The 24748-nt window shown below is 70.8% G+C and carries 21 protein-coding genes; 5 read left to right on the top strand and 16 right to left on the bottom strand.

Features of this window, described 5'->3' with window-relative positions:
- Nucleotides 1-7: 7 nt before the first annotated feature.
- The gene (locus H2041_RS05290; protein WP_293410248.1) at nt 8-868 is read right to left on the bottom strand and encodes a universal stress protein; all 861 of its coding nucleotides are present in this window, start codon (nt 866-868) and stop codon (nt 8-10) included.
- Between the two features lie 140 nt (nt 869-1008).
- Between H2041_RS05290 and H2041_RS05285 the strand changes: the two genes are divergently transcribed.
- Nucleotides 1009-1458 carry a host attachment protein gene (locus H2041_RS05285; protein ID WP_293410245.1) on the top strand — a complete coding sequence of 150 codons (450 nt, stop codon included), beginning with the start codon at nt 1009-1011 and terminating at the stop codon, nt 1456-1458.
- 6 nt (nt 1459-1464) lie between these two features.
- Here the strand turns inward: H2041_RS05285 and H2041_RS05280 are convergent, their stop codons facing one another.
- From H2041_RS05280 to H2041_RS05270, 3 genes are all read right to left on the bottom strand, one after another.
- On the bottom strand, nt 1465-3252 hold the full coding sequence (locus H2041_RS05280; protein WP_293410243.1) for an alpha/beta fold hydrolase: 1788 nt from the start codon (nt 3250-3252) through the stop codon (nt 1465-1467).
- Nucleotides 3253-3272: 20 nt separating this feature from the next.
- Nucleotides 3273-5978, bottom strand: a complete 2706-nt coding sequence (locus H2041_RS05275; protein WP_293410241.1) for an HAD-IC family P-type ATPase — start codon at nt 5976-5978, stop codon at nt 3273-3275.
- Nucleotides 5979-6065: 87 nt separating this feature from the next.
- On the bottom strand, nt 6066-7247 hold the full coding sequence (locus H2041_RS05270; protein WP_293410238.1) for a hypothetical protein: 1182 nt from the start codon (nt 7245-7247) through the stop codon (nt 6066-6068).
- 108 nt (nt 7248-7355) lie between these two features.
- On the opposite strand from H2041_RS05270, the gene H2041_RS05265 reads away from it, so the two are divergent.
- The 3 genes from H2041_RS05265 (at nt 7356) to H2041_RS05255 (ending at nt 11392) form a co-directional block, all read left to right on the top strand.
- Nucleotides 7356-8840: a CehA/McbA family metallohydrolase gene (locus H2041_RS05265; RefSeq protein WP_293410236.1), complete on the top strand. Its 1485-nt coding sequence runs from the start codon at nt 7356-7358 to the stop codon at nt 8838-8840.
- Nucleotides 8841-9094: 254 nt separating this feature from the next.
- Nucleotides 9095-10597 carry a PAS domain-containing methyl-accepting chemotaxis protein gene (locus H2041_RS05260; RefSeq protein WP_293410234.1) on the top strand — a complete coding sequence of 501 codons (1503 nt, stop codon included), beginning with the start codon at nt 9095-9097 and terminating at the stop codon, nt 10595-10597.
- A 171-nt stretch (nt 10598-10768) separates the two neighbouring features.
- The gene (locus tag H2041_RS05255; RefSeq protein WP_293410232.1) at nt 10769-11392 is read left to right on the top strand and encodes a DUF1134 domain-containing protein; all 624 of its coding nucleotides are present in this window, start codon (nt 10769-10771) and stop codon (nt 11390-11392) included.
- A gap of 1 nt (nt 11393) precedes the next feature.
- On the opposite strand, the gene H2041_RS05250 is transcribed toward H2041_RS05255, so the two are convergent.
- The 10 genes from H2041_RS05250 to H2041_RS05205 form a co-directional block, all read right to left on the bottom strand.
- Nucleotides 11394-11840 carry a VOC family protein gene (locus H2041_RS05250; RefSeq protein ID WP_293410230.1) on the bottom strand — a complete coding sequence of 149 codons (447 nt, stop codon included), beginning with the start codon at nt 11838-11840 and terminating at the stop codon, nt 11394-11396.
- A 62-nt stretch (nt 11841-11902) separates the two neighbouring features.
- Entirely contained in the window at nt 11903-14335 is a 2433-nt protein-coding gene (pheT, locus tag H2041_RS05245) for a phenylalanine--tRNA ligase subunit beta (protein ID WP_293410228.1), read from the bottom strand.
- 102 nt (nt 14336-14437) lie between these two features.
- On the bottom strand, nt 14438-15547 hold the full coding sequence (pheS, locus tag H2041_RS05240; protein ID WP_293410226.1) for a phenylalanine--tRNA ligase subunit alpha: 1110 nt from the start codon (nt 15545-15547) through the stop codon (nt 14438-14440).
- Between the two features lie 124 nt (nt 15548-15671).
- A complete protein-coding gene (gene rplT / locus H2041_RS05235; RefSeq protein WP_293410224.1) occupies nt 15672-16028 on the bottom strand; it encodes a 50S ribosomal protein L20 in 357 nt (118 codons plus the stop codon).
- A gap of 17 nt (nt 16029-16045) precedes the next feature.
- Nucleotides 16046-16246, bottom strand: a complete 201-nt coding sequence (gene rpmI / locus H2041_RS05230; RefSeq protein ID WP_293410222.1) for a 50S ribosomal protein L35 — start codon at nt 16244-16246, stop codon at nt 16046-16048.
- Between the two features lie 132 nt (nt 16247-16378).
- A complete protein-coding gene (locus H2041_RS05225; RefSeq protein WP_293410220.1) occupies nt 16379-17590 on the bottom strand; it encodes an MFS transporter in 1212 nt (403 codons plus the stop codon).
- Complete coding sequence (locus H2041_RS05220) at nt 17587-18852, bottom strand: MFS transporter (protein WP_293410218.1); 1266 nt, start codon at nt 18850-18852, stop codon at nt 17587-17589. The genes H2041_RS05225 and H2041_RS05220 overlap by 4 nt, the downstream gene beginning before the upstream one ends.
- 188 nt (nt 18853-19040) lie before the next feature.
- Complete coding sequence (gene infC / locus H2041_RS05215; RefSeq protein WP_293410705.1) at nt 19041-19562, bottom strand: translation initiation factor IF-3; 522 nt, start codon at nt 19560-19562, stop codon at nt 19041-19043.
- Nucleotides 19563-19684: 122 nt separating this feature from the next.
- Nucleotides 19685-20680, bottom strand: coding sequence for a glycosyltransferase family 9 protein (locus tag H2041_RS05210; protein ID WP_293410215.1), 996 nt, complete (start codon nt 20678-20680; stop codon nt 19685-19687).
- Nucleotides 20680-21843, bottom strand: coding sequence for a glycosyltransferase family 4 protein (locus H2041_RS05205; RefSeq protein WP_293410213.1), 1164 nt, complete (start codon nt 21841-21843; stop codon nt 20680-20682). The genes H2041_RS05210 and H2041_RS05205 overlap by 1 nt, the downstream gene beginning before the upstream one ends.
- 82 nt (nt 21844-21925) lie before the next feature.
- On the opposite strand from H2041_RS05205, the gene H2041_RS05200 reads away from it, so the two are divergent.
- Nucleotides 21926-22669 carry an alpha/beta hydrolase gene (locus H2041_RS05200; RefSeq protein WP_293410211.1) on the top strand — a complete coding sequence of 248 codons (744 nt, stop codon included), beginning with the start codon at nt 21926-21928 and terminating at the stop codon, nt 22667-22669.
- Here H2041_RS05200 and H2041_RS05195 read toward each other — a convergent pair.
- Entirely contained in the window at nt 22666-23526 is an 861-nt protein-coding gene (locus H2041_RS05195; protein ID WP_293410209.1) for an SDR family oxidoreductase, read from the bottom strand. The two genes, H2041_RS05200 and H2041_RS05195, sit on opposite strands and share 4 nt — an antisense overlap.
- Nucleotides 23527-23530: 4 nt before the next feature.
- Nucleotides 23531-24739 (bottom strand): NAD-dependent epimerase/dehydratase family protein, encoded by a 1209-nt coding sequence (locus H2041_RS05190; RefSeq protein WP_293410206.1) that lies wholly within the window; start codon nt 24737-24739, stop codon nt 23531-23533.
- Nucleotides 24740-24748 lie beyond the last annotated feature (9 nt).

Below are 24748 nucleotides of genomic sequence, written 5' to 3'. Positions count from 1 at the left end.
CGCGGCGTCAGTGACTGAGCAGCAGCCAGCAGCGGGGCTCGTCGAGCAGGGTGCGTGTGACGCCGCCGAAGGCCCATTCCCTCAGGCGGCTGTGGCCGTAGGCGCCGGCGACGATCAGATCGGCCCCTATGGCCAGGGCCTCGGCGTTCAGCTCGTCCACGACGTCGGCCTCGACGCCGGCGGAGACGCGCGCCCGCGCATTGATCCCATGCCGGTCGAGCCAGGCGGCGACGTCGCTGGTCTGCGCCTCGGCGTATTCGGCGTCCGGTTCGGCGCAGACCGCCTGGACCACCACCTCCTGCGTCCGGCGAAGCAGGGGCAGGGCGTCGATCACCGCCCGCCGCGCCTCTCGCGTATCCTTCCACGCCACCACGGCCGCACGGCCCGCGAAATGGTCGGCGCCTTCGGGGGCGATCAGCACGGGACGGCCGGCCTGCATGACCACCTCGGCGGGATCGGCGGCGCGGTAGTAGTTCACGCTGGGGGCCGCGCCCACGATCACGAGGTCGGCCGAGCGGGCGACCATGGCCAGGGCGCGGGCGGGCATGTCGCGGCAGATGCGCCACTCCGCGCCCAGGCCCTCGGCGGCCTTGCGGAACTCGGCCTCGGCGGACTTCAGATTGGCCTCGATCTGCTCGGACATGGCCGCGACCCACTCTGCGGTGGTCACGCCGGCATAGGGATTGGCCGGAGCGAGAGGCTCGGCCATCTCGGCGCCCAGTCCGGTCAGCTGCGCGCCGAGCCTCTGAGCGAGGTCGGCGGCGGCCCGCACGAGCCCCGCCGAGCGCCCCGCCGGCTCGGCATGGACGAGGATGCGGACGATCCCGCCGGGGGCGGCGGCCTGCATTGGGGATGTCGTCTCGGTCATGGGAAGCTCCGGAGCGGCGAGGGTGTCTTGCACGCCAGGTCACATCCTAGGCGAGAGCCTCGCCGCCGAATTGATCTGGGTCAGGGGCGGCGAGCCCCGGCCGGCGCAGCATGGTCCCGCAGTTCGCAAGGGTGATGTTCATGCAAGACGAAGGTGTGACCTGGATCGTGGCGGCCGACGGGGCCGAGGCCAAGGTGTTCGAGGAACGGCTCAAGGCCGGCGCGGTTCACGAACTGCCCGACTGGCGCATGAGCCAGAGCGGCGGCGACTTCCCCAAGGCGACCAGCCACGGCGCCACCGTTCACGAGAGCGGCGGCCCGGGCCGTCATCAGAGCGGCGAGCATGCGCCGCGTCAGGAGGCGGAGGACCGCTTTCTCCGCCGGGTGGCCGAGGCGCTCGGACAGGCGGCGAGCCGCAACACCTATCAGCACCTGGTGCTGATGGCGCCCCCGCGGGCGCTGGGCGCCCTCCGCTCGGCCTTGCCGAAGCCGGCGCACGACCGGCTGGCGGGTTCGGACGCCCACGAGTGCGTGCGGGAAGGCGCCGAACAGATCCGCGAGCGGCTGCGGGCGGTGCGCGCGCGCAGCTGACCGCCCTCAGGTCTCCAGCACGTAGAGGCCGGGCGCCGGCTCCAAGGCGGGGTAGCCGGCCTCGCGCCGGCCCAGCGGCGGCGGCGGCGCCCGCTCGGCCGAGCTCTTCTCCTCCAGCCAGGCGATCCAGGCGGGCCACCAGGATCCGTCCTGGCGCGGGGTCTCCTGCAGCCAGACGTCCGGGTCGACGAAGGGCGCGCCGGCGTTGCTGCGGCCGATCTGGTAGTAGGCGCGCGGCTTTCCCGGTGGGCTCAGGACGCTGGTGTTGTGCCCCCCGCCGGTGAGGACGAAGGTCGTCTCCGCCGAGGCCAGCAGTCGGATCTTGTAGACCGAACGCCAGGGCGCGATGTGGTCGCGCTCGGCGCCCAGGGCGAAGATCGGCGTGCGGATGTCCTTGAGCGCCACCGCCCGCCCCGCGACCGGGTACTCGCCATGGGCGAAGCTGTTGTCGAGAAACAGCCGACGCAGATACTCGCCGTGCATGCGCGCGGGCATGCGCGTGGAGTCGGCGAGCCAGGCGTCCAGGGCGCCGGCCGGCTTCGGCGCGGCGAGCAGATAGCGGTCGACCAGCCGGGCGAAGACCAGTTCGTTGGCGCGCAGGGCGTTGAAGGCGCCGGCCATCTGCCGGGCGTCCAGATAGCCCTGGACCAGCATCAGGTCCTCCAGCAGCGAAAGCTGGCTCTCGTCGATGAAGAGCATCAGCTCGCCGGCCTCTTCGAAGTCGGTCTGGGCGGCCAGAAGCGTCAGGCTGGCCAGGCGCTCGTCCCCGTCGCGGTCCATGGCGGCCGCGGCGATGGCCAGGGCCGTGCCCCCGAGACAGTAGCCGACCGCATGGGCCTGGCCGGCGCCGGTGATCGCCAGGGCCGCGTCGAGAGCGGCCATGATCCCCTGCTCGCGATAGGCGTCGAAGCTGGTGTCGCGCAGCTCGGCGCCCGGGTTCTTCCAGGAGATCATGAAGACGGTGAAGCCCGCCTCCGTCAGCTGGCGGACGAGGGAGTCCTCGGGCGTCAGATCCAGGATGTAGCCCTTCATGATCCAGGCCGGGACGATCACGACCGGCTCGCGGCGCACCGTCTCGGCGGCCGGCGCATACTGGATCAGCTCCATCAGCGCGTTGCGCAGGACCACCCGGCCCGGCGAGAGGGCCATCGTCTCGCCGACGCGGAAGGCGTCCAGGCCCTTCAGGGGGGCTCCGGCCGCGTAGCGCATCAGATCCTCGATCAGCAGCGCCGCGCCCGCGGCGAACACTCCGCCGCCCGTGGCGGCGGCGGCGGCCAGCACCTGGGGATTGGTCCAGGGGAAGTTCACCGGCGCCACCGCGTTCAGGGCGAAGCGGCCGAGGAACTCGACCCGGCGGCGGTGGTGCTCGGCCACCCCGCGGATGTCGGTGGTGGCGGCGCGCCACTGAGCCTCCGCCGCCAGATGGGCCTGGGCCAGCAGGCGGAAAGGCAGACCGTCCCAGTCCGGATGCCGGAACCGCCGGTCGCCAGGCTCCGGGCGGAACGCCCAGTCTCCGCCGGCGCTGACGGTTTCGCGCCAGAGCGTCATGGCCGCGTCGGCGGCTTCCCGCCAGAGTTCGATCTGCCGGCCTGGCGCGACGGAGAGGTGAAAGGCCCAGTCCTCCCACGCCTGCAAGGCCGCCCACGGGGACTGGCCGCCGGAGAGCAGGGCGAAACGTCCGTGCAGCCGGCGGTCGAAGGGGTCGAGATCGGGTTCGGGGCGGGCCCGCAGCTGATCCAGCGCCCCGGCCAGCCAGGCCGCAGGGGTCGTCGCGGCGGAGTAGGCGCGCGTCATGATCGAGCCTCCCTTTCGACTCAGCCTGACCTCGCGAGGACGGCGGCGCCTTGATGGGGGTCAATCCTGCGGGCGACCGCCTTGTGCGCCTCGGCCACCAGGACGACCGAGGCGGCCAGGCTCAGGGCCATGAGCCACTCTGCGGGTGCGACCGGCGCCACGCCGAGGACGCCGCGAACGCCGGGCGTGTACATGGCCGCGACATGGAGCGCCTGGGCCGCCGCCACCGCGGCCAGCACCCAGGGGTTGGCGCGCAGGGGGATGCGGAACAGCGAGCGGGTCTCCGAGCGGCAGTTGAGGACGTGGACGTTCTCGAAGAAGACCATGAACAGCAGGGTCAGGTTGCGGGCCTCGGCCTCCGTCCATCCCTGGAAGAGCAGGGCGGCGAACAGGCCGAAGCCCAGCACCCCGGCGTAGAGGCCGTTCGTCGCGCACTGGCCGATCATGCGGCGGTCGAAGATCGGCTGTCCCGGCGGCCGCGGCGGGCGCGCCATGGCGTCGGGCTCGCGGCGTTCGAAAGCGAGCGCGATGTCCTGGACGCCATTGGTCACCAGGTTGAGCCACAGGATCTGGACCGCGGTCAGCGGGATCGGCAGATCGAACAGTAAGGCCAGGGCGACGAGCGCCACCTCGGCGATCGCCGTGCTGATCAGCATCCAGATGATTTTGCGGATGTTGTCATAGGCCGCCCGGCCCTCCTCCACGCCGGCGACGATGGAGGCGAAGTTGTCGTCCACCAGGATCAGGTCCGCCGCCCCCCGCGCCACGTCCGATCCGGAAGCGCCCATGGCCACCCCGACATGCGCCGTCTTCAAGGCCGGGGCGTCGTTCACCCCATCGCCCGTGACGGCGACGAAGTGGCCGGCGTCCTGCAGGGCCTGGACGATCAGCGTCTTCTGGGCCGGCTCGACGCGCGCGAAGATGCGGGCTTCCGAGATCCGCTTCGAGAGCGCCGGCTCGGTCAGAGCGGCGAGTTCGCGGCCGGTGAGCACCTCTTCCGGCGCGGCCATGCCAAGCCGCCGCGCGATGGCGCTGGCCGTGGCCGGATGATCGCCCGTGACCATGCGCACCTCGACGCCCGCCGACCGGCAGAGCGCCACGGCCTCGAAGGCTTCCGGGCGCAGAGGATCGATCAGCCCGGCCAGGCCCAGGAATTCGAGGCCTTCCAGAGCCGGCTCCAGCCGATCGTCTGGTCGGCCCAGCATCCGTTCGGCGACGGCGATGACCCGGTAGCCCTCGGCCGCGAGCGCCTCCGCCGCCGCCAGAGCCTCGGCGCGCGCTTCCGGCGGGCACATGGCCAGGATCCGCTCCGGCGCACCCTTGACCGACAGGCGCGCGCCCTCGCCGCAACGGTGCGCCGCCGCGCAGAAGCCCCGCTCCGGTTCATAGGGAATGCGCGAGATCAGCTCTCCCGTGTCGCCGGGCGGGAAGGCGGCGCCGCGCAGCTTCGCCCCCAGGACCTTGAAGGCCACGTCGACAGGGTCGCCGGAGGCCTCGACGGCGCCGTCGTCGATCTTCATCACCGCCTCGTTGGCCCGCGCCGCCGCCTGGGCGAGGCGGCGCAGAGAGTCCCAGGCCGCCGCCGACCCGGCCGCTTCGCCGATGGGCTCGATCGCCCCTTCCAGGCCGAGGCCTTCGCCGCCCACCGTGAAGCCCGTCCCATCCGGAGTGACGATCCGCGTGACGGTCAGGCGGTTGATGGTCAGGGTGCCCGTCTTGTCGCTGGCGATGACGGTGCAGGAGCCCAGCCCCTCCACCGCCGGCAGGCGGCGCACCACGACGTTCCGCCGCGACATGCGCAGCGAGGCGACCGCGAGGGCCACGGTGATCGCCACCGGCAGTCCCTCCGGAATCGCCGAGACGGCGAGCGCGGTGGCGGTCAGGAAGACCTCGGCCAGTTCGGCGCCGCGAGCCAGGTGCAGGAGGCCGAGGGCCAGAACGAGCGCCAGGATGGCCAGGGCGATCCGGCGCGAGAAGACCTCCATCCGCACGAGCAGGGGCGGCGGCGCGTCCCGTCCGGACAGGAGCCCCGCCACCTGGCCGATCTGCGTCGCCTCGCCGGTGGCGCAGACCACGCCGACGCCGCGCCCCGCGAGCACCGCGGAGCCGGCGAAGACCATGTTGCGACGGTCGCCCACCGTCTCGTCGCCCGTCCCCAGCCAGTCGGCGGACTTCTCCACCAGGGCCGACTCGCCCGTCAGAAGGGATTCGTCGACCCGCAGCTGGTGGGCGGACAGCAGGCGAAGGTCGGCCGGGGCGGCCATGCCGGACTCCAGCAGGACGACGTCGCCCGGCACGAGGTCGTCGGCCTCCGCCGTCCGTCGCGCCCCGTCCCGCAGGACGAGCGCCATGAGCTTCAGGCTGGCCTTCAGCGCCGCGGCGCTGCGCTCGGCCCGGCTTTCCTGGAGGGCGCCGATGGCGGCGTTGATGATCAGGATGACCGCGATGAACACCGCGTCGCGCCCGTGGCCCAGCGCCGCGGAGACCACGGCGGCGGCCAGCAGCACGTAGATGAGCGGACTGCGGAACTGGCCGAGGACGACGCCGAGAAGGCCCTGCCCGCCGCGTTCGGGCAAGGTGTTGGGTCCGAACCGCGCGAGCCGGCCGGCGGCCTCCGCGCCCGACAGACCCCCAGGTTCGCTCTGGAGCCGATCGAGAGCCTCGGTGGTGGGCAGGGCGTGCCAGGCGGGGGCGGCCTCGGCGCGGGGGAGGGGCGTTGCGCGCATGCGGTCTCCTAGCGCGCCAGTCTGGCGCCCCCGACCCTCGGCGCCTTGGTCTGGATCAAGCCCCGCGTCTCGGCGGCGCGGCGCGGCCTATTCGACGGGCAGCAGATCGGCCGACCAGGGGCGGCCGCCCACCGGAACCGTCTGCATGCGGCAGACGCCCGGTCCGGTGAGGAACGGGATGCGCGTCTCGCGCACGGCCTTGAGCTCGCGGGCGCTGCGGATGTTGGTCACGCCCGGCCAGATCCGGCGGCGACGATAGGCGGGCAGACGGGCGGCGAAGCGGCGCATGACCGCCAGCCGGCGCTCCGGCTCGGCGGCCGGCAGGACGAGGGTGACGCTGGTCACCGCGCGCGAAGTGAGCTGGTCGATCTCGAAGGCCGGGTCGCTGGTCCGCAGGTCGATGGCGCCGAACCGGCCCTCCAGGGCCTCGCGCAGCTGAGTCAGGGCCTGGAAGGACGGCGCGCGGGGCACGTCATAGACGGCCGCGGCGAGGCGGCGGCGTTCGGAGAGCGGCAGGATGGCGATCATGTCCGCATAGGCCGCGCGCCGGGTCGGCCGCATGAGGGTGGAGAAGGAGACCGGCAGGTAGAGCGGTGTCTGGCTCGGGCTCTCGGCCAGCAACCGCATGGCGGCGATGACGCAGGCGGCGTCGAACACGTCCGGCTCCTCGGGCAGGTGCTCGTCGCCGTCGACGAGGCTGAAGTGCGTCCGCGCATCGGCCGGCGTGCAGCTGATGACGTCGGCCACGAAGACCTCCCGGCCGGCATAGTAGACGCCCTGCACGCCTTCGATGTTCGGCGCCCGTTCGGGCGGCGGCGCCGACGGGGCGGCGGCGGAGGGCGCGGCCGTGGCCGCCGCCTGGTCCGGCGGCGTCAGTATGCGCGTGCCGTCAGGGCCGATGCGGCTCAGCCGCGCGCCGGGGGGAATGGCCGAGGGATCGGTCATGGCCCGCGCCACGCCTTCGGCGTCCAGGGTGGCGAAGTCGTCCAGGGTCTCGTCCGGCCCCTCGAAGAGCAGGATGGTCACCTCGCTCTCGTCGCTCTTGCCGAACAGGTGGACGTGGAGTTCGTCGGACAGGCGCCCGAGCTCGGCGGTGTCCAGTTCGGGCGCCCGGGGATCGGTCAGCAGGAAGGCGTAGGGGTTGATCTCGGAAAACCGCCGGGGCCACGCCCAGCGCGTCTCCAGAAAGGCGCTGGTGAACTTGGCGACCAGGGCCGCAAGCACATCCTGCGGCAGTTCCGTCTGGCCCGTCCGGACCACAACCCTCAAACACGCTACTGCCGACAAGGCGAACCTCCAGTTGGAAGGGTGAACTTGACAGCCTCCGATGAAGTCGAAGTTTATCGCCGCGAGGTTGTGCGACCGCGGGGAGCGCCGATGCCGAGCCGGGCCATCCTGGGGTTGATCGCCCTTCTGCTGTGGCCGGTCCTGGCGCTGGCTCAGATCCCCGATCGCGCCCCCGATCTCGTCCTGACGGGCGTCCTCACCGGCGCCGACCACGAGACCTATCGCGAACTGCCGTTCGAGCCGCCGCCGGGGACGCAGAGGATCACCGTCGCCTTCGACTATTCGGGCCGCGACGCCCGCACGACCGTCGACCTCGGCCTTTTCGGTCCGGCCGGATTCCGCGGCTGGAGCGGCGGGAACAAGGCGAGCTTCACCGTCGCGGCGACGGACGCCACTCCCTCCTATCTGCCCGGACCGCTCGAGACGGGGGTGTGGCGGCTCGTTCTCGGCGTCCCCAACATCCGCCCGACGACGCGCGCACGCTACGAGGCGCGGCTCTGGTTCGATAGGGCGGAAGCCTTCGCCGGATTCGCCGATGCGCCGGTCGCGGACGGCGAGCGGTGGTGGCGCGGCGACCTGCACGTCCATTCGGGGCACAGCGACGGCGCCTGCAAAAGCCGCTCCGGCGCGAGGATCGCCTGTCCTCTGTTCCGCGTCCTGCAGGCGGCGGCCGAGGCCGACCTCGACTTCGTGGCGGTCACCGACCACAACACCGTCTCCCAGGCCCAGGGCCTGCGGGAATTGCAGCCCTATTTCGACGATCTCCTGGTGATCGCCGGGCGAGAGATCACCACCTTTCAGGGGCACGCCAACCTCTTCGGGCCTGTCGCCTTCGTCGACTTCCGCCTGGGCGGCGAGCAGACGCCGGATCTCGACGCCATGCTCGGCCAGGCCGAGGCGGCGGGCGGCCTGGTCTCGGTGAACCATCCCGCCCTGCCGTCGGGCGAAGCCTGCATGGGCTGCGGCTGGCGCGCGGAGACCGACTGGTCGCGCATCGCCGCGGTGGAGGTGATCAACGGCGGCACGCTGGCCCTCTTCCAGGGACAGGCCGAGAACCCGCTCGACGGCGTCGCCTTCTGGCAGGCGCGGCTGGACGAGGGCCACCGCCTCACGGCCATCGCCGGCAGCGACAGCCACGACGCCGACCGGCCGCGCGGCGAGCCGGGGGCGGTCGGCCGTCCGGCCACGGTGGTTCGCGCTCCAGCCCTCTCCCAGCAGGACATCCTCGCCGCCGTCCGCGCCGGACGCGTCTTCGTCGATGTGGCCGGCGACAGCGGCCGCACCCTCGACCTCGCCGTTCGGGCGGGCGGAGGCGGCGCGCGGATGGGGGAGGATCTCGCCCTGCCGGCCGGGCTGCGGGCCGAATTCGCCGCCGAGGCGACCGGTCGTCCGGGCGACCAGATCGAAGTGCTCGTCTCGGGCGCCGAACCCTACCGCCTGCCCCTGTCGGCGGACGGACCCACGCGGTTCGCCGTCACCGGCGATGGCCGTCGGGGCTGGGTGCGGCTCAACCTGCGCGACAGCGAGGGCCGCCTGATCCTCATCGGCAATCCGGTCTATCTGAACTGGCGCTAGGCCCGATTCGCTCGCGGCGCGCTGTTCGGCGAACTATGTTACGACCCCTTGGTCAGTGTGCTCCTCTGCCAGATGGATAGGTCTAGACCGTCGTGATGGGCAAAAGACTTACCTTGAAGTGCAAGAAAAGCCAGACAACTTCGGGTAGAACGTGGAAAACGCCGCGTTAACCAGCTCTTCTTCTTTGCCAAATACTTAATGTCGGTGGGCGCGATCTAATGTGTCGCAACATCCACCAGGCGAGAGGGGATCCGATGATCAAGTTCGGCCGGAAGCAGGACGGGCGTACTGAGCAGCAGGTGGCGGAAATGGAGGCGATGATCGCCGCCTTCCACCGGTCGCAGGCCGTCATCGAGTTCGCACTCGACGGCACAATCCTGACGGCCAATGAGAACTTCCTCGGCGCCCTGGGCTACCGCGCGGACGAAGTGGTCGGGCGCCGGCACTCGATGTTCGTCGATCCCGCCTACGCGGCCAGCCCGGACTATGCCGAGTTCTGGCGGGCCCTGAACCGCGGCGAATTCCTCTCGAACAAGTATCTGCGCTTCGGCAAGGGCGGCAAGGAGGTCTGGATTCAGGCCACCTACAACCCAGTGTTCGATCCTTCGGGCAAGCCCTACAAGGTGGTCAAGTTCGCCACCGACGTGACCGAGGTGGAGCTGGACCGCAAGCGCCGCAACGAGGAGCAGCAGGCCGCGCACGAGCGCCAGCAGCAGGCGATGGAACGCATCGGATCAGGTCTCTCGGCCCTGGCGGGCGGCGACCTGCGCTGCCGCATCGACGGAGACTTCCCCACCGAATATGCGCGGCTCCAGACCGACTTCAACGCCGCCGCCTCCAGCCTGGCCGACGCCATGGGCGTGATCGTCAGCACCACCGGCAGCATCAGCGGCGCCACCGCGGAGATCGCCCAGGCGGCCGACGACCTTTCCCGCCGCACCGAGCAGCAGGCGGCGAGCCTCGAGGAGACGGCCGCAGCCCTCGACCAGCTGACCGCCACCGTCAGGCGGACCGCCGAGAGCGCCCGGGAGGCGCGCGATACGGTCGGGACCGCCCGCACCGACGCGGAGGCCTCCGGCCAGGTGGTCGACCAGGCGATCGAAGCCATGGGCGCCATCGAGAAGTCCTCGGCCGAGATCGGCCAGATCATCGGTGTGATCGACGAGATCGCCTTCCAGACCAACCTTCTGGCCCTGAACGCCGGCGTCGAGGCGGCCCGAGCGGGCGAGGCCGGCCGCGGCTTCGCCGTCGTCGCCTCCGAGGTGCGGGCGCTCGCCCAGCGCTCGGCCGACGCGGCCAAGGAGATCAAGGCGCTGATCGGCGCCTCGGCCGGCCATGTCAGCTCCGGCGTGGAGCTTGTCGGCCGCACGGGCGAGGCGCTGCGGCGCATCCTCGCCCAGGTGGGCCAGATCAACGGCCTCGTCTCGGAGATCGCCGCCTCGGCCCAGGAGCAGGCGACGGGTCTCTCGGAGGTCAACACCGCGGTCAACCAGATGGATCAGATGACCCAGCAGAACGCGGCCATGGTCGAGGAATCCACCGCCGCCAGCCACGCCCTGGCCCAGGACGCCGACGAACTGACCCGTCTCATGGGCCGCTTCTCGGTCGACAGCGCCGAGGCCCGCGCGCCCACCCGTCGGCGCGCCGCGCCGCCGTCGCGGCCCGCCGAACGGGCCCGGCCGGCGATGCAGGTCGTCGGCAATACGGCGCTGAAGGCCCGCCCCACGGCGGCGGCCGAGGACTGGCAGGAGTTCTAGAACCCGGCGCGATCTGATGGCCTCGGATCGCTGCGCCAGAGGGGTGTGAGCCTGTAACCTGGCGGCGAGGGCTGCGGCCCGTCGAACATGCTTAAGCGGCCGTTAATCGCGGGCGCCGCATTGATGCCGCGAGGGGGCGGGACGATCACACCTCCAAGGAGAGAGATTCGCATGGACCGTCGCAAGCTGATCGTTTCGGGCCTCGCCGTCGCCGGCGCGAGCGGACTGTCCGGGTGCGCTTCGGCCCAGCCGGCGCCCCAGGGGCCGCCCGCTCCGCAACACGACCCGAACTATCCGGCGCAGACCCCCGCCGAGACCTATACGCGTGAGGAGATCGTCCAGGACGTCTCCGATTTCCTGGGCGTGACGGCCGAGGCCGCGGGCGGGGCGGTGGAGCGGATCTTCGCCGAGAACGGCCGTCCCACGGGCTATATCGCCGGCGAGGAAGGCTCGGCCGCCATCGCCATCGGCGCCCGCTACGGCCGCGGCCTGCTCTACATGAAGAACCGCCCGACCCAGGAGGTCTTCTGGCAGGGCCCCTCCGTCGGCTGGGACTTCGGCGGCAACGCCAGCCGGGTCTTCACCCTCTGCTACAATCTCCATTACCCCGACGCGATCTTCCAGCGCTTCCCGGGCGTCGAGGGTTCGGCCTACCTGGTCGGCGGCCTGGGCGTGAACTACCAGAAGGCCAACGACATCATCCTGGCGCCGATCCGGGCCGGGGTCGGCCTGCGCCTGGGCGCCAATGTCGGCTACCTGGCCTACAGCCGGCAGCGGAACATCTTCCCGTTCTGACCTAGCCCAGCGGCGCCTGGACCTGGCGCTCGGGCGTGTCGAACAGGCCCCGGCCGGGGACGTGGTTCAGCTCCAGCCTCACGCCGTCAGGGTCTTCGAAGAGGATGGAGTAGTAGCCGGGGGCCCAGGCGTCGTCCCGCGGCTCACGAACGACCACACAGTCTTCGCCCTCCAGGAAGCTGTGGAGGGCGTCGACGTCCTCGCGCGACCGCGCCCGGAAGCAGACATGGTGCAGGCCGACCCGGTTCTGCACGAACCGCTCGCCCGCGTGCTCGGCCGCAGGCCTCTGCACGGCGAAGCCCGTCCGCCCGCCGACGCAGTAGAAGACGTTCTCCGAATCCATCACGGGCGTCAGCCCCAGGAAGGGCAGGAGCCGGCGATAGAATGCCCGCGAGCGCTCGAAGTCGCCGGCGGTGACGAAGACGTGGGCGACGCCGTTGATCTCCATGGCTTTCCTCCGAAATGGACCGGACGCCAGTCGGCGCCGGCCACCGCGGCGGAAGTCAAGGCTCAGGTCCGCAGCCTGGCGCCCGTCGCCTTGGCGGCGGCCGCCACCACCTTGGCCGAGAGCTGCTCGATCTCGGCCTCGGCCAGCGTGTGGTCCTGCGGCTGGATGAGGATCTCGACCGCCAGGGACTTCATCCCTTCGCCCAGATTGGCCCCGCGATAGACGTCGAAGACGCGCGCCTGAGCGATCAGCTGCTTGTCGGCGCCGGCGATGGCGCGGACCAGGTCGCCGGCGGCCACGCCCTCCTCGACCACGAAGGCGAAGTCGCGGCTGAGCGGCATGAGCGTCGACAGCGCCAGAGGCGGTTTGGTCTTCACCGCCTTGCGCTTGCCCTCGGGGATCGCCTCCAGGGTCAGTTCGAAGCCCAGGACGGGGCCGGCCACGTCCAGCGCCTTGAGCACCCGCGGGTGCAGCTCGCCGAACTCCGCCACGACATTCTTCGGCCCGAGCTGCAGGCGGGCCGAGCGGCCGGGGTGCCACCAGGCGGAGGACGAACCCTGCGCCACCTGCAGGGCTGGCGCGCCGAGCTCCTCGAGAAGCGAGATGAGATCGGCCTTCAGCGCGAAGAGCGGATCCTCGCCCTTGCCGTCCCAGCGCCGCGGGGGGTGCGGCGCGACGATGGCGGCCACCACCGTCGACTGGTCGGCCGGCTCGTCGCCACGATAGATCGGCCCAACCTCGAACAGGGCCACGTCGGGGAAGCCCTTGCGGGCGTTGCGGCCGGCGCCCTCGATCAGATTGGGCAGCGCCGAGGGGCGCATGCAGTCGAGATCCGAGGAGATCGGATTGGCGACCACCAGCTCATCCTGGCCGCCGCCGAACAGGCGCGCCGTCTCCCGCGACAGGAAGCTCCAGGTCACCGCCTCGGCATAGCCCAGGGCGGCCATGGCGCGTCGCGCGGTGCGGATGCGGTTCTGCCGAATGCTCAGCACGCCGCCGGCGGGGCGGGCGATCTCGGGCAGGGGCTCGGCCGGCAGGGCGCCGAAGCCCTCGATGCGGGCGACCTCCTCGACGAGGTCGGCGCGGCCTTCCACGTCGCGGCGCCAGGTCGGCGGCGTGACCTGGTCGCCTTCGAGGGCGAAGCCGAGGTCGGAAAGGATCTGATCGATCCGCGCGTCGTCGAGCGACAGGCCGGTGAGCTGGCGCACATAGGCCCTGTCGAAGGTGATCGGGCCGGGCGCGGCGGGCGCCTCTCCGGCCACGAGGATGTCCGAGGCTTCGCCGCCGCAGATCTCCAGGATGAGCCGGGTGGCGAGCTCCAGGCCCGGAACCACCGAGCCCGTGTCGACGCCGCGCGCGAAGCGGTACTGGGCGTCCGAGGTGATGCCGGTGGTCCGCCCCGTCTGGGCCGTGCGGATCGGATCGAACCAGGCGCTCTCGACGAAGACCTCGGTCGTTCCCTCGTCGCAGCCGGTGGACTCCCCGCCCATGACGCCGCCCAGGCCGACGGGCCGCTCGCCGTTCGCATCGGCGATGACGCACATCTCCGAGGTCAGGTCATAGGTTTTGCCGTCGAGCGCGATGAGCTGCTCGTCGTGGTGCTCGGCGGGCGTGGCTTCGTCGGTGTGGGCCGGGCGGCCCTGGTCCTGCCCGTGGCCCAGGCGCGCGACCACCACGTCGCCGACGAGCTTGGCCCGGTCATAGACGTGCAGCGGCCGCGCACGGTCGTAGGAGATCAGGTTGGTGATATCCACGAGCGCATTGATCGGGCGCAGGCCGATGGAGACCAGCCGCTGCTGCAGCCAGGCGGGCGAGGGACCGTTCTTCACCCCGCGGATCAGCCGGCCGGCGAAGACGGGGCAGGCCTCGGGCGCGTCGAGGCGGATCTGCACCGGACAGGGGAAGCCGCCCGTCACCGGCGCGATCGACGGGTCCTTCAGCTTGCCCAGGCCCGCGGCGGCCAGGTCGCGGGCGATGCCGGCCACGCCCAGCCAGTCGGGGCGGTTGGGCGTGACCTCGAAGTCGATGACGGCCTCCAGGCCCAGCGCCTCGGCGGCCGAGGCGCCGACGGGGAGGGCGTCCGGCAGTTCCATGATGCCGTCGGACTCCTCGGCCACCTCGAGCTCGGAAGCCGAGCAGAGCATGCCGTTAGAGACCACGCCGCGCACCGGCCGCGCCTCCAGCGTGATGCCGGAGCCGGGCACATAGGCGCCGAGCGGCGCATAGATGGTGGTCAGACCCGGCCGGGCGTTCGGGGCGCCGCAGACGATCTCCTTGCGGCCGTCCTTGGTGTCCACCTGGCAGACACGCAGCCGGTCGGCGTTGGGGTGCTGCACGGCCTCGACGATCTTAGCGACGGAGAAGGCGGCGAGCTTGGCCGCGGGGTTCTCCACGTGCTCGACCTCGAGCCCGGCCATGGTCATGGCCTCGACCACCTGTTCGACGGTGGCCTCGGTGTCGAGGTGCTCCTTGAGCCAGGAAAGCGTGAACTTCATCGTCTTGCGCTCATCTGATCCGCCCCTCCTGTCCGAGGGGGATCGCGAGGCGGCTGACCGCCTCGCCGGGCGCTCCCGGTGGGGAGCCTGTTCGAACGGCCTCTAGCTCAGGCCGGTGGCGGGATTGGGCATGGCGAAGGGCGAGAAGCCGTAGTGGCCCAGCCAACGCACGTCGCTGGCGAACATGTCGCGCAGGTCCGGCATGCCGTACTTCAGCATCCCCAGACGGTCGACGCCGAAGCCGAAGGCGAAGCCCTGCCACACGTCCGGATCGAGGCCGCAGTTGCGCAGCACATTGGGGTGGACCATGCCGCAGCCGACCACCTCCAGCCAGTCCGCGCCGGCGCCGATCTTCACGTCCCCGCCGGAGCGGTCGCACTGCACGTCCATCTCCGCCGAGGGCTCGGTGAAGGGGAAGTGGTGGGGGCGGAAGCGGCTGACCACGCCCTCGGCCTCGAAGAAGCGGGCGATGAAGGTCTCCAGCGTCCACTTCAGGTGGCCCATGTGGATGGCCTTGTCGATGACCAGGCCCTCCATCTGGTGGAACATGGGCGTGTGGGTCGCGTCGCTGTCGCAGCGATAGGTGCGGCCGGGCACGACGACCCGGATCGGCGGCTCCTGGCCGGTGGCGACCCAGGCCGGGACCTTCTCGTTCAGCTGACGCATCACGCGCACCTGCACGGGGCTGGTGTGGGTGCGCAGCACCTTTCGGTCGCCGTTCTCGTCGGGCGCCATGAAGAAGGTGTCGTGCATCTCCCGCGCCGGGTGCTTGGGCGGGAAGTTCAGCGCCGTGAAGTTGTTGAAGTCGGTCTCGATGTCCGGACCTTCGGCGACCGAGAAGCCCAACTCGGCGAAGATCGCGATCATCTCGTCCATCACCTGCATGGTGGGATGGACGCTGCCCTTGCGCCGCGGCGGCGGGGGCAGGGACAGGTCGACCGTCTCGGCGGCCAGCCGGCGATCCAGTTCGGCCGCCTCCATCGCAGCCTTGCGTTCGGCGATGCGTCCGGCGACGGCGTCGCGCAGGCCGTTGATGGCCGGGCCCTTCTCGCGGCGTTCGTCGGGGCTCATCTTGCCCAGCGATTTCAGCAGCTCGGAGATCTGGCCGCTCTTGCCCAGGGCGGCGACGCGGATCGCCTCCAGCTCGGCGATGTCGCCGGCGGCGTCCACCCGGGCGGTCAGTTCGGTCTTCAGCGTGTCGAGGTCTGTCATGGCCTGGGTGCTCTATCGCGTGGTCGTGTGCGCGGGAAGGGCGGGCAGCAAAAAGCCCTCCGGCGGCTCCCGCCGGAGGGCTCATTGTCAGATGGCGGGCGGCGTAAAGCCTCCCATCGACCCGTCAAGCCAGCGCGGCGCGAACCTTGTCGGCGATGGCCTTGAAACCGGTCGGGTCGTTGCCCGCGATATCCGCGAGGACCTTGCGGTCCATTTCGATCCCGGCCTTCTCAAGGCCGAAGATAAATCGGGAATAGGTCATGCCTTCCAGGCGGGCCGCGGCGTTGATCCGCTGGATCCACAGCGAACGGAAGTTGCGCTTGCGGACCTTGCGGTCGCGATAGGCGTACTGGCCGGCCTTGTCGACCGCGGCCTTGGCGGCCCGGATGGTGTTCTTGCGGCGGCCATAGAAGCCCTTGGCCTGCTCCAGAACCTTCTTGTGCTTGGCGTGGGCGACCACGCCGCGTTTCACGCGTGCCATATCTTATGCGCTCCCGATCACAGGCCGTAGGGCAGGTAGGTCTTGATGATCTTGGCGTCGGCCTCGCTCATCACCTTGGTGCCGCGGTTCTGGCGGATGTACTTGGCGTTGTGGCTGATCAGCCGGTGACGCTTGCCCGCCACGCCGGCCTTCAGCTTGCCGGTCGCGGTGATCTTGAAGCGCTTCTTGGCGCCCGACTTCGTCTTCAGTTTCGGCATTTCCCTTGCGGAGCGCGGACGCCCCGTCCTCTGGCGTATTGATGAGCCGCCCTGGCATGCCTTTGGCCAGACGGCTCCGAAGAGCGGGGCGTGTACGCGAACGGGGCGCAAAAGGCAAGTCCGCCGCCGGCCTCAGGCGCTGCGGCCGGGAACCCTCGCCATGATCTGCAGGCACAGCCAGATGGCCGGCAGGATGAGCAGCGCGGTCAGGGCGAAGGGGGCGCCGGGCGAGATCAGCGAAAAGAGCTGGCCGGCCAGGATCGGCCCGCCGATGCGCGCGAGCGCGTTGTTGGACATGTTCAGGCCCAGGACCTCGCCCTGCCGTTCGGCCGGGGTGGCCATGGAGATCAGGGCCACAAGGTTGGGGAAGGTCACCGACTGGCCGAGAACCACGATGCACAGGCCGATCACCGCCATGGGCCAGCCGACGGCGGCGAACTGGGTCAGCATGCCGACGAACATCAGGCACAGCCCGGCCAGCAGGACCCGGCCCTCGCCGTGGCGGCGGACCAGCCGGCCTGTGAGCGACCCCTGCGCGACCGCGCCGATGACGCCGATCAGCATGAAGGCCAGGCCGATCTCCCGCGGTCCCCAGCCGAACCGCGCTTCGGTCCAGAGCCCGTAGGTGGCCTCGATGCCGGCGAAACCGGAAATGGTCACGAAGCTGATCAGGAAGACGCGCGCGATGACCGGATCGGCGAGGGCGATGCGCAGGGCCTCGCTTCGCGGGGCCCTGTGCGCGGCGGGCGCGTCCGCAGCCCGAGGCGTGATCGTCTCGCGCATGAAGAGGAAGACGCCGGCGGTCGCCGCGAGGCCGAAGCCTGCGGCGGCGAAGAGCGGAATCTGGAACCCGGTCGGCCCGAGGTCCGGCCGCGCCAGCAGGCCGCCCAGGGCCGGTCCGACCATGAAGCCCATGGAGAAGGCCGAGCCCATGAGCCCCATGCGGCCAGCGCGCTCGTGGGGCGGGGTGATGTCGGCCAGATAGCCCTGAAGCGTCGAGATGTTGCCCGACATGAAGCCGCCGACAAGGCGGGTGGCGAGCGCGATCCAGATGCCGGGCGCGAGCGCCAGGGCGACATAGGCCAGCGCCCCGCCGGCCGTCGTCAGGATCAGCACCGGCCGGCGGCCGAGGCGGTCCGACAGCCGCCCCCAGAAGGGCTCGCCCAGGAACTGGCCCACCGAGAAGGCGGAGAACATCAGGGTGATCTGCCAGGCCGGCGCATCGAAGGCCTGTCCGAAGAACGGCAGAAGCGGGATGACGAGCCCGAACCCCGCCATGTTCAGGAAGATGACCGACAGGAGCACCACCAGCGCCCGCAGGTCCCCGGGCGCCGGCGCGGTCACGAGTGACTGCCGCAGGGCTTGGCTTCGGCCTCCAGCTGGGCCTCGACCTTGGCTTCGAAGACCGGGGCCCGGCGGCTGGCGGCCAGGGCGAGCCAGATGGCGGGCGCCAGCATCAGGGCGGCCAGGAAGAACGGGCCGCTGATCGAGACGCCGGCGAAGGCGAGGCCGGCGCAGAAGGGCCCCACGACCCGGGCGAGGGCGCCCATGGCGTTGTTCAGCCCCAGGATCTGCCCTGTGCGGGCCGGGTCGGCCGTGCGCGAGATCAGGGCGCCGACATTGGGGAAGGCCACCGACTGGCCCACGGCCATGCAGCACATCAGGGCGATGACCACCGCGCCGTTGGGCGCGAAGGGCTGGGCCAGCGCGCTGACGAGGGTCAGGGCCATGCCGACGGCGAGCATCGGGCCCTCGCCATATCGCTCGGAGAGGCGGCCGGTGATGAACATCTGCGTCGTCGCCGCGCAGACGCCGACGAAGGCGAAGCAGACGCCGATCTCCCGCGGCCCCCAGTCGAACTTCGCCTGGGTCCACAGGCCGAAGATGGATTCCACGCCGGTGAAGGCGAAACCGACCATGAAGGTCAGCAGCATGAGACGGCCCACGACGGGATGTCCGACCGCTTCGCCGATGGCCGACCAGCGGCTGGGCTGGTGGTCGAAGACCTCCTGGCGGGTGCGGCTCTCACGGATGAAGAACAGGATGGACAGGGCCGAGGCGGCCGCCAGGCTGGAGGCGATCAGCAGGGGCAGGCGGAAGCCCAGGGGACCGGCCTCCGGGTGGGCGAAGATGCCCCCGACGGACGGACCGACGATCAGGCCCACATTCCAGGCCGCGCCCATATAGGCCATCCGCCGCGCGCGCTTCTCGGGCGGGGTGACGTCGGCGATGTAGCCCTGGATGACCGAGCCGTTGCCGCTCGCCAGGCCGCCCAGGAAACGGACGCCGAGCGCCACCCAGACGCTGGGGGCGAAGGCGAGGGCCAGATAGCAGAGGCAGTTGCCGGCGATGGTGCTGATCAGGATCGGCTTGCGGCCGTACTTGTCCGACAGCCGGCCCCAGAAGGGCTCGCCGAAGAAGGCGCCGGCCGAATAGGCGGAGAAGACGAGCGCGATCTGCCAGGCCGGAGCGTCGAACGACTTGGCGTAGAAGGGCAGCAACGGAACGATGATTCCGAAGCCCAGCATATTGATGAAGATGACGGCGATCAGCGATGGCGCAGCCATTGCGGACGGAGTCGCCGCACGTGACGCAGTCCCCAGCATGGCGGCGGTGTTAGGCTGAGCCCGATCCGGCGGCAAGGGGTCACGTAACGGCGTCGTGGGCGGATTTTCCGAATCGCCGTCGCCGTGTCCCCGCCGCGCCAGTGTTCCGAAAAACGGGTATGCGACGGGCCGAAAGAAAAGGGCCGGCGTCGCCGCCGGCCCTCTGCCTCGATCTGATCGGCCGCGCGCTAGCGGGGGGCCAGGATCATGATCATCTGACGGCCCTCCATACGGGGCTCGTACTCGACCTTGGCGACCTCCTCGAAGTCGGCCTTCACCTTCTGCAGCAGCTTCATGCCGAGTTCCGGGTGGGCCAGCTCGCGGCCGCGGAAGCGCAGGGTGACCTTGACCTTGTCGCCTTCCTCGAAGAAGCGGTGCATCGAGCGCGACTTCACTTCGTAGTCGTGCGTGTCGATGTTGGGGCGGAGTTTGATCTCCTTGATCTCCACCACCTTCTGCCGCTTGCGCGCCTCGTTCTTCTTCTTCTGCTCCTGGAACTTGAACTTGCCGTAGTCCAGGATCTTGCAAACGGGCGGATCCGCATTGGGCACGATCTCCACGAGATCGAGACCCACTTCCGCTGCGGCTTCCAAGGCGGCCGAGGTCGGCATCACACCTTGCTTCTCACCGTTCTGGTCGATGAGCAGGACGCGCGGAACGCGGATGTCCTCATTGATGCGCGGCCCTTCTTTCTGGGGCGGCGCCTGCATGGGGCGGCGAATAGGCAAAGCTCCTAGGTCAGTTTCAGCAAAATCAGCCTGGCCAGGAACGACTCGCACGCGAGACGCTCCGACCATACACGCTCAATATATGACCGCGCGGCCTCTGGCGATCAAGCGTTCGCCCGGAGCGTCGGCGCAGGGGCCAGGGCGGAGGCCGCCTGCAGAACCTGGGCCACGGGCATGTCGGCGAGGTTTTCCGCCTGCAGGACGGCCACATGTCCGCGCGGCGCCGACAGGATCGGATCCGAGGCCTTGGAGAACAGCACGATCGTCGGCGGCCCGGCGGCGGCGGCCAGGTGCACGGGCCCCGTATCGTTGCCCACGACCAGGGCCGCCTTGGCGCCGAGCATGGCCACGCGGGCGAGGTCGGTGCGCCCCGTCAGGTCGCGCGCCTTGCCCACATGCTTCTGGATGGCGCGGGCGAGCGCGCTCTCCTGCGGTCCGCCGATGACGACGATGTCGAAGCCGCGGTCATAGAGGGCCTTGGCCAGTTCGCCGTACTTCTCGACGGGCCAGCGCTTGTCCTGGCGGTGGGCCGAGCCGCCGGGCGCCATCAGCACATAGGGCCGCGGCTGGATGCCGCCGGCCACCGGCCGTTCCGGCGGCGCCTTGCGCAGGATCCACGAGACGTCGGGCCCCGGCGCGCTGCCCGGCTCGGTCGGCGCATCGGGCCAGATTCCGGCCGCCTTCAACTGGTCGGCGTGCCGCTCCAGCGTGTGCATGCGGTCGCGGCGCGGATTCCTGTGCGGCAGGGCGCAGCCGAGCGCGATCCCCGACCACTCCGGCGCGAACGGCTGCAGGCCGTGGAAGATCATGTTGGACCGCGAGGAGGTCTGGAGATCATAGACGCGGTCGTACTTCGCCTTCCGCAGCCGGCCCACCAGGGTGAGCCAATCGCCCAGCCCCTCCGGCCGCCCGTCTGTCTCCACCTCGTTGAAGTAGGGACACAGCTTGGCCAGCCCTTCGAAGGGCGGCGTCGTCAGGAGCGTGATCCGCGCCTTCGGGTGCGCCTGGCGGATCCTCTTGGCCGCGGCGAGGGCCAGGATGAAGTCGCCCATGGCCGACAGCTTGATGACCAGGACCTTCTTGATCTCCTTGCTGGCCATCAGCGGCGCGCCTCCAGCACGCGTTCATAGGCTTCCAGTGTGGCCGCGCACATGGCGTCGACCGAATAGAGCTGACGCGCCCGGTTGGCCGCGGTCTGGCCCATGGCGGCCAGCCGGGCGGGGCCGGCCTCCAGCGCCCGCTTCAGGGCGCCCGCCCAGGCCTCGGCGTCGCCGGGGGGGACCAGCCATCCGGTTTCGCCCGGCAGGACGGTCTCGGTCATCCCGCCCAGCCGGGAGGCGATGACCGGCCGGCCCATCACCTGCGGCTCCACGGCGGTACGGCCGAAGGATTCCGGGACGATGGACGACAGCAGAGCGACATCGGCCAGCATGTAGGCGGCGGGCATGTCATCGCAATGGCCGACCAGGCGGATCTCTTCGGAAAGCCCGGCCTGCGAAATCTGGGCGAGGAGCTCCTGCCGATAGTCCGTGCGGCCCTGGTCGTCGCCGGCGAAAAGGATGCGGAAGTCCGTCCGCCCCTGCGCCTTCAGCTTCTGCGCGGCCTCGATGACGGTGGCGTGGCCCTTGATGCGGGTCAGGCGGGCGGCGAGGACGAAGGTGGTGAGGTCGCGCCGTTCGGGCGCGTCCCAGGCCGCGCGCAGGGCCCCGATCCGCTCGGGCGTCACCCAGCCGGGATTGAACCGCGTCAGATCCACGCCGCGAGGAATGCTGACGATCCGCGCCGGATCGAGGCCGTGTTCCTTCAGCACATGGTCGCGCGTGAAGTCGGAGTTGGCGATGACCAGGTCGCCCCGCGTCATCACGGCGTTGTACCAGCGCTTGAGGCCGGATTTGGCGTTGTAGACGCCGTGATAGGTGGCCACGAAGGGCGTGTCGGTCGCCTGGGCCGCCCACAGGGCCGAGAAGGCCGGCGCGCGGGAGCGGGCATGCACCAGGCTCACCTTCTCCCTGCGGATCAGGTCCGCGAGGCGGGCGGCGTTGCCCAGCATCACCAGCGGGTTCTTCGACTGGACCGGCATCTGGGCCAGGCGACCGCCGTCGCTCTCCAGGCGCGCGGCCATGCGCCCCCCGCGCGTCGCCACCAGGGCCTTGCCCCCGGCGCGGACGACGGCCTGGGCGACGTCGATCGTGGTCTGTTCGGCCCCCCCGGTGTCGAGCTCGGGCACGACCTGAAGAAGGGTGAAGTCCGGCGGCAAAGTCACGGCGCCCTGCATAGCGCACCCGGCGGGCGGGTAAACCCTGCACCGCCTGTGACGGAGGCGGGGCGAGGGGCTATAGAGCCTCATGCGCGAAACGACTGGAATGCTCGAGCGCCCCGGCGGGGCGAGGCTGGCCTGGCGCCGCATCGACGGCGCGGGCCCGACCGTTGTGTGGATGGGCGGATTCCGCTCCGACATGGCCGGGACCAAGGCCGAGGCCCTGGCCCGGTGGGCGGCCGAGCGGGGCCGCGCCTATGTGCGCTTCGACTATTTCGGCCACGGCGAGTCGGAGGGCGACTTCCGCGACGGGACGATCACCCGCTGGCGCGAGGACGCCCTGGCGGTGCTCGACGAACTGGCGCCGGGGCCGGTGATCCCCGTCGGCTCCTCCATGGGGGGCTGGATCGCCTGCCTCTGCGCCATGGTGCGGTCCGACCGGATCGCCGGGCTGGTGCTCGTCGCCCCCGCGCCGGACTTCACCGAGAAGCTGATGGGGCCGGAAATCGACGCCGCAGCGCGTGCGAGTCTCGAGGAGACCGGCGTCTGGATGCGGCCTTCGGACTATGGCGAGCCCTATCCGATCACGCGGGCCCTGCTCGAGGACGGCGCCCGCTGGTCCATCCTTCCCGGCCCTGTTCCGATCGAGGCGCCCGTGCGCATCCTGCAGGGCGGCGAGGATCCCGACGTTCCGTGGCGCCACGCCCTGGAACTCGCCCAGGCGATCAAGAGCCGCGATCTGGTCTTCCACCTGATCAAGGACGGCGACCATCGGCTGTCGCGCGACCCGGACCTGGCGCGCCTGCGGCTGGCGGTGGAGGAGTTCGCCTAGCTGCCCGCCGCAAGCACGGCGGCGAGGCCCTCGCGATAGGTCGGATAGGTTGGCCGCCAGCCGAGCTCGGCCTTGGCGCGGGCGTTCGAGACCCGCTTGCTCTCGGCGTAGAAGCGTTGCGCGGCCGGCGGCAGGCGCGCGTCCTCAAGGCTCACCTCCGGCGGCGGCGCCTGGCCGAGCAGGTGGGCGGCATAGGCCACCACCTCGCTGTTGGGCGCCGGCTCGTCGTCACAGAGATTGTAGATCCCGCCGGCCCTGGGGCGGGCGATGGAGGCCGCCAGGCCGCCGGCCAGGTCGTCCACATGGATGCGCGAGAAGACCTGCCCCGGAGTCGAGATGCGGCGCGCCCGGCCTTCGCGAAGGCGATCGAAGGCCGAGCGGCCGGGGCCATAGATGCCCGGCAGGCGGAAGACGGTCACCGTCAGCCCCATGCCCTTGCCGACGTCCAGCCAGTCCCGTTCGGCCGCGACCCGCCGCGCGCCCTCCATCGACTGGGCCGCCAGCCGGCCCTGCTCGAAGACCCAGCCGCCCTGGCGGTCGCCATAGACGCCGGTGGTCGAGAGGTAGCCCAGCCAGTCGGGAAAGGCCTGGGCGCGGGCCATGGCGGGAACGAGCGTGCGCAGGCCAGGACAGCCCTGGGCGTCCGGCGGCGCCGTGACGAGGACCGCGTCGGCGTCTTTCAGCGCCGCGACCAGCCGCGCAGGCTCGGCCAGCGGGACGGGGACCACGCCCTCGGCTTCAAGCCGCCCGGCGTCTTCCGGCCTGCGGAGGGTGGCGGCGATCTCCCAGCCCTGCGGCCCCAGCCGCCGCGCGACGGCGGCGGCCGAAAAGCCATAGCCGAAGACGAGGAGACGCACGGACCTATTCGGCCGCCACCGCCTTGCCCTGGGCTGCGGCCGCGGCGGCGCGTTCGGCGTTCCAGTGGGAGACGCAGGGCACCTTGGTCAGGTCCGCCCGGTCCTTGTAGGCGCGGGCGATCTCGGCGACCTCCATCAGGAGGCCGTCCTCCAGCGTGATGGGGTTGAGGCCCAGGTCGAGCAGGCACTTGTTCTCGACCACCAGGTCGTTCTCGTCGGCCTCCGCCCGCGGGTTGGGCAGGTGCGCCACCTCCGCCCCCGTCAGGCGGGCGATCATCTGCGCCAGGTCGCGCACGCGCCAGGTCTCGGTCATCTGGTTCATGACCTTCACCCGCTCGCCGCGGGCCGGCGGGTTGGCGAGCGCCAGTTCGACGCAGCGCACGGTGTCCTGGATGTGGATGAAGGCCCGCGTCTGGCCGCCGGCGCCGTGGATGGTCAGCGGATAGTTCACCGCCGACTGCATCAGGAAGCGGTTCAGGACCGTGCCGTAGTCGCCGTCATAGTCGAACCGGTTGATCAGCCGCTCGTCCTTGCGGGTCTCTTCGGTCTGGGTGCCCCAGACGATGCCCTGGTGCAGGTCGGTGATCCGCAGGTGATCGTTCTTGGCGTAGAATTGGAAGAGCAGGGCGTCCTGCGTCTTGGTCATGTGGTAGATCGAGCCCGGATTGGCCGGGTACAGGATCTCGCGCTCGACCCAGCCGTCCGGGGTCTCCACCTTGACCGTCAGATAGCCCTCGGGGATCGCCGCGCCGGCGGTGCCGTAGCCGTAGACGCCCATGGTGCCCAGGTGGGCCAGGTGGATGTCGAGGCCCGAATCAACGATCGCCGCCAGGACGTCGTTGGTGGCGTTCAGGTTGTTGTCGACCGTGTAGCGCTTGTGCTGGGCCGACTTCATCGAATAGGGCGCGGCGCGCTGTTCGGCGAAGTGGACGATGGAGTCCGGCTTCCAGCCCTTCAGCAGGGCCAGGAGACCATCGTAGTCCTTGCCCACCGTCAGGCGATGGAAGTCGATCGCCTTGCCCGAAACCTCTTTCCAGGCGGCGATCCGCTCTTCGATGTCGCGGACGGGCGTGAGGGACTGGACCCCCAATTCGCCGTCGATCCTGCGCCGGGACAGATTGTCGACTATGGCCACGTCATGGCCGCGGGCCGAGAGATGCAGGGCCGTGGGCCAGCCGCAGAATCCGTCTCCGCCGAGGATGAGTACGCGCATCGCCGCTCC

Origin of the sequence: Phenylobacterium sp. (assembly GCF_013911965.1) — a bacterium.
Classification (GTDB): Bacteria; Pseudomonadota; Alphaproteobacteria; order Caulobacterales; family Caulobacteraceae; genus Phenylobacterium.
The sequence above is the reverse complement of the archived record's forward strand: the minus strand, read 5'-3'. Positions and strand labels throughout refer to the sequence as shown.

Coding starts and splice junctions, on each gene's coding strand:
- rplT (WP_293410224.1), bottom strand. CDS start 16,028: ATGGCACGCGTGAAACGCGGCGTGGTCGCCCACGCCAAGCACAAGAAG.
- H2041_RS05200 (WP_293410211.1), top strand. CDS start 21,926: ATGCGCGAAACGACTGGAATGCTCGAGCGCCCCGGCGGGGCGAGGCTG.
- H2041_RS05210 (WP_293410215.1), bottom strand. CDS start 20,680: ATGGCCAGCAAGGAGATCAAGAAGGTCCTGGTCATCAAGCTGTCGGCC.
- H2041_RS05265 (WP_293410236.1), top strand. CDS start 7,356: ATGCCGAGCCGGGCCATCCTGGGGTTGATCGCCCTTCTGCTGTGGCCG.
- H2041_RS05290 (WP_293410248.1), bottom strand. CDS start 868: ATGACCGAGACGACATCCCCAATGCAGGCCGCCGCCCCCGGCGGGATC.
- H2041_RS05280 (WP_293410243.1), bottom strand. CDS start 3,252: ATGACGCGCGCCTACTCCGCCGCGACGACCCCTGCGGCCTGGCTGGCC.
- pheT (WP_293410228.1), bottom strand. CDS start 14,335: ATGAAGTTCACGCTTTCCTGGCTCAAGGAGCACCTCGACACCGAGGCC.
- infC (WP_293410705.1), bottom strand. CDS start 19,562: ATGCAGGCGCCGCCCCAGAAAGAAGGGCCGCGCATCAATGAGGACATC.
- H2041_RS05255 (WP_293410232.1), top strand. CDS start 10,769: ATGGACCGTCGCAAGCTGATCGTTTCGGGCCTCGCCGTCGCCGGCGCG.
- rpmI (WP_293410222.1), bottom strand. CDS start 16,246: ATGCCGAAACTGAAGACGAAGTCGGGCGCCAAGAAGCGCTTCAAGATC.
- H2041_RS05250 (WP_293410230.1), bottom strand. CDS start 11,840: ATGGAGATCAACGGCGTCGCCCACGTCTTCGTCACCGCCGGCGACTTC.
- H2041_RS05260 (WP_293410234.1), top strand. CDS start 9,095: ATGATCAAGTTCGGCCGGAAGCAGGACGGGCGTACTGAGCAGCAGGTG.
- pheS (WP_293410226.1), bottom strand. CDS start 15,547: ATGACAGACCTCGACACGCTGAAGACCGAACTGACCGCCCGGGTGGAC.
- H2041_RS05190 (WP_293410206.1), bottom strand. CDS start 24,739: ATGCGCGTACTCATCCTCGGCGGAGACGGATTCTGCGGCTGGCCCACG.
- H2041_RS05275 (WP_293410241.1), bottom strand. CDS start 5,978: ATGCGCGCAACGCCCCTCCCCCGCGCCGAGGCCGCCCCCGCCTGGCAC.
- H2041_RS05220 (WP_293410218.1), bottom strand. CDS start 18,852: ATGCTGGGGACTGCGTCACGTGCGGCGACTCCGTCCGCAATGGCTGCG.
- H2041_RS05285 (WP_293410245.1), top strand. CDS start 1,009: ATGCAAGACGAAGGTGTGACCTGGATCGTGGCGGCCGACGGGGCCGAG.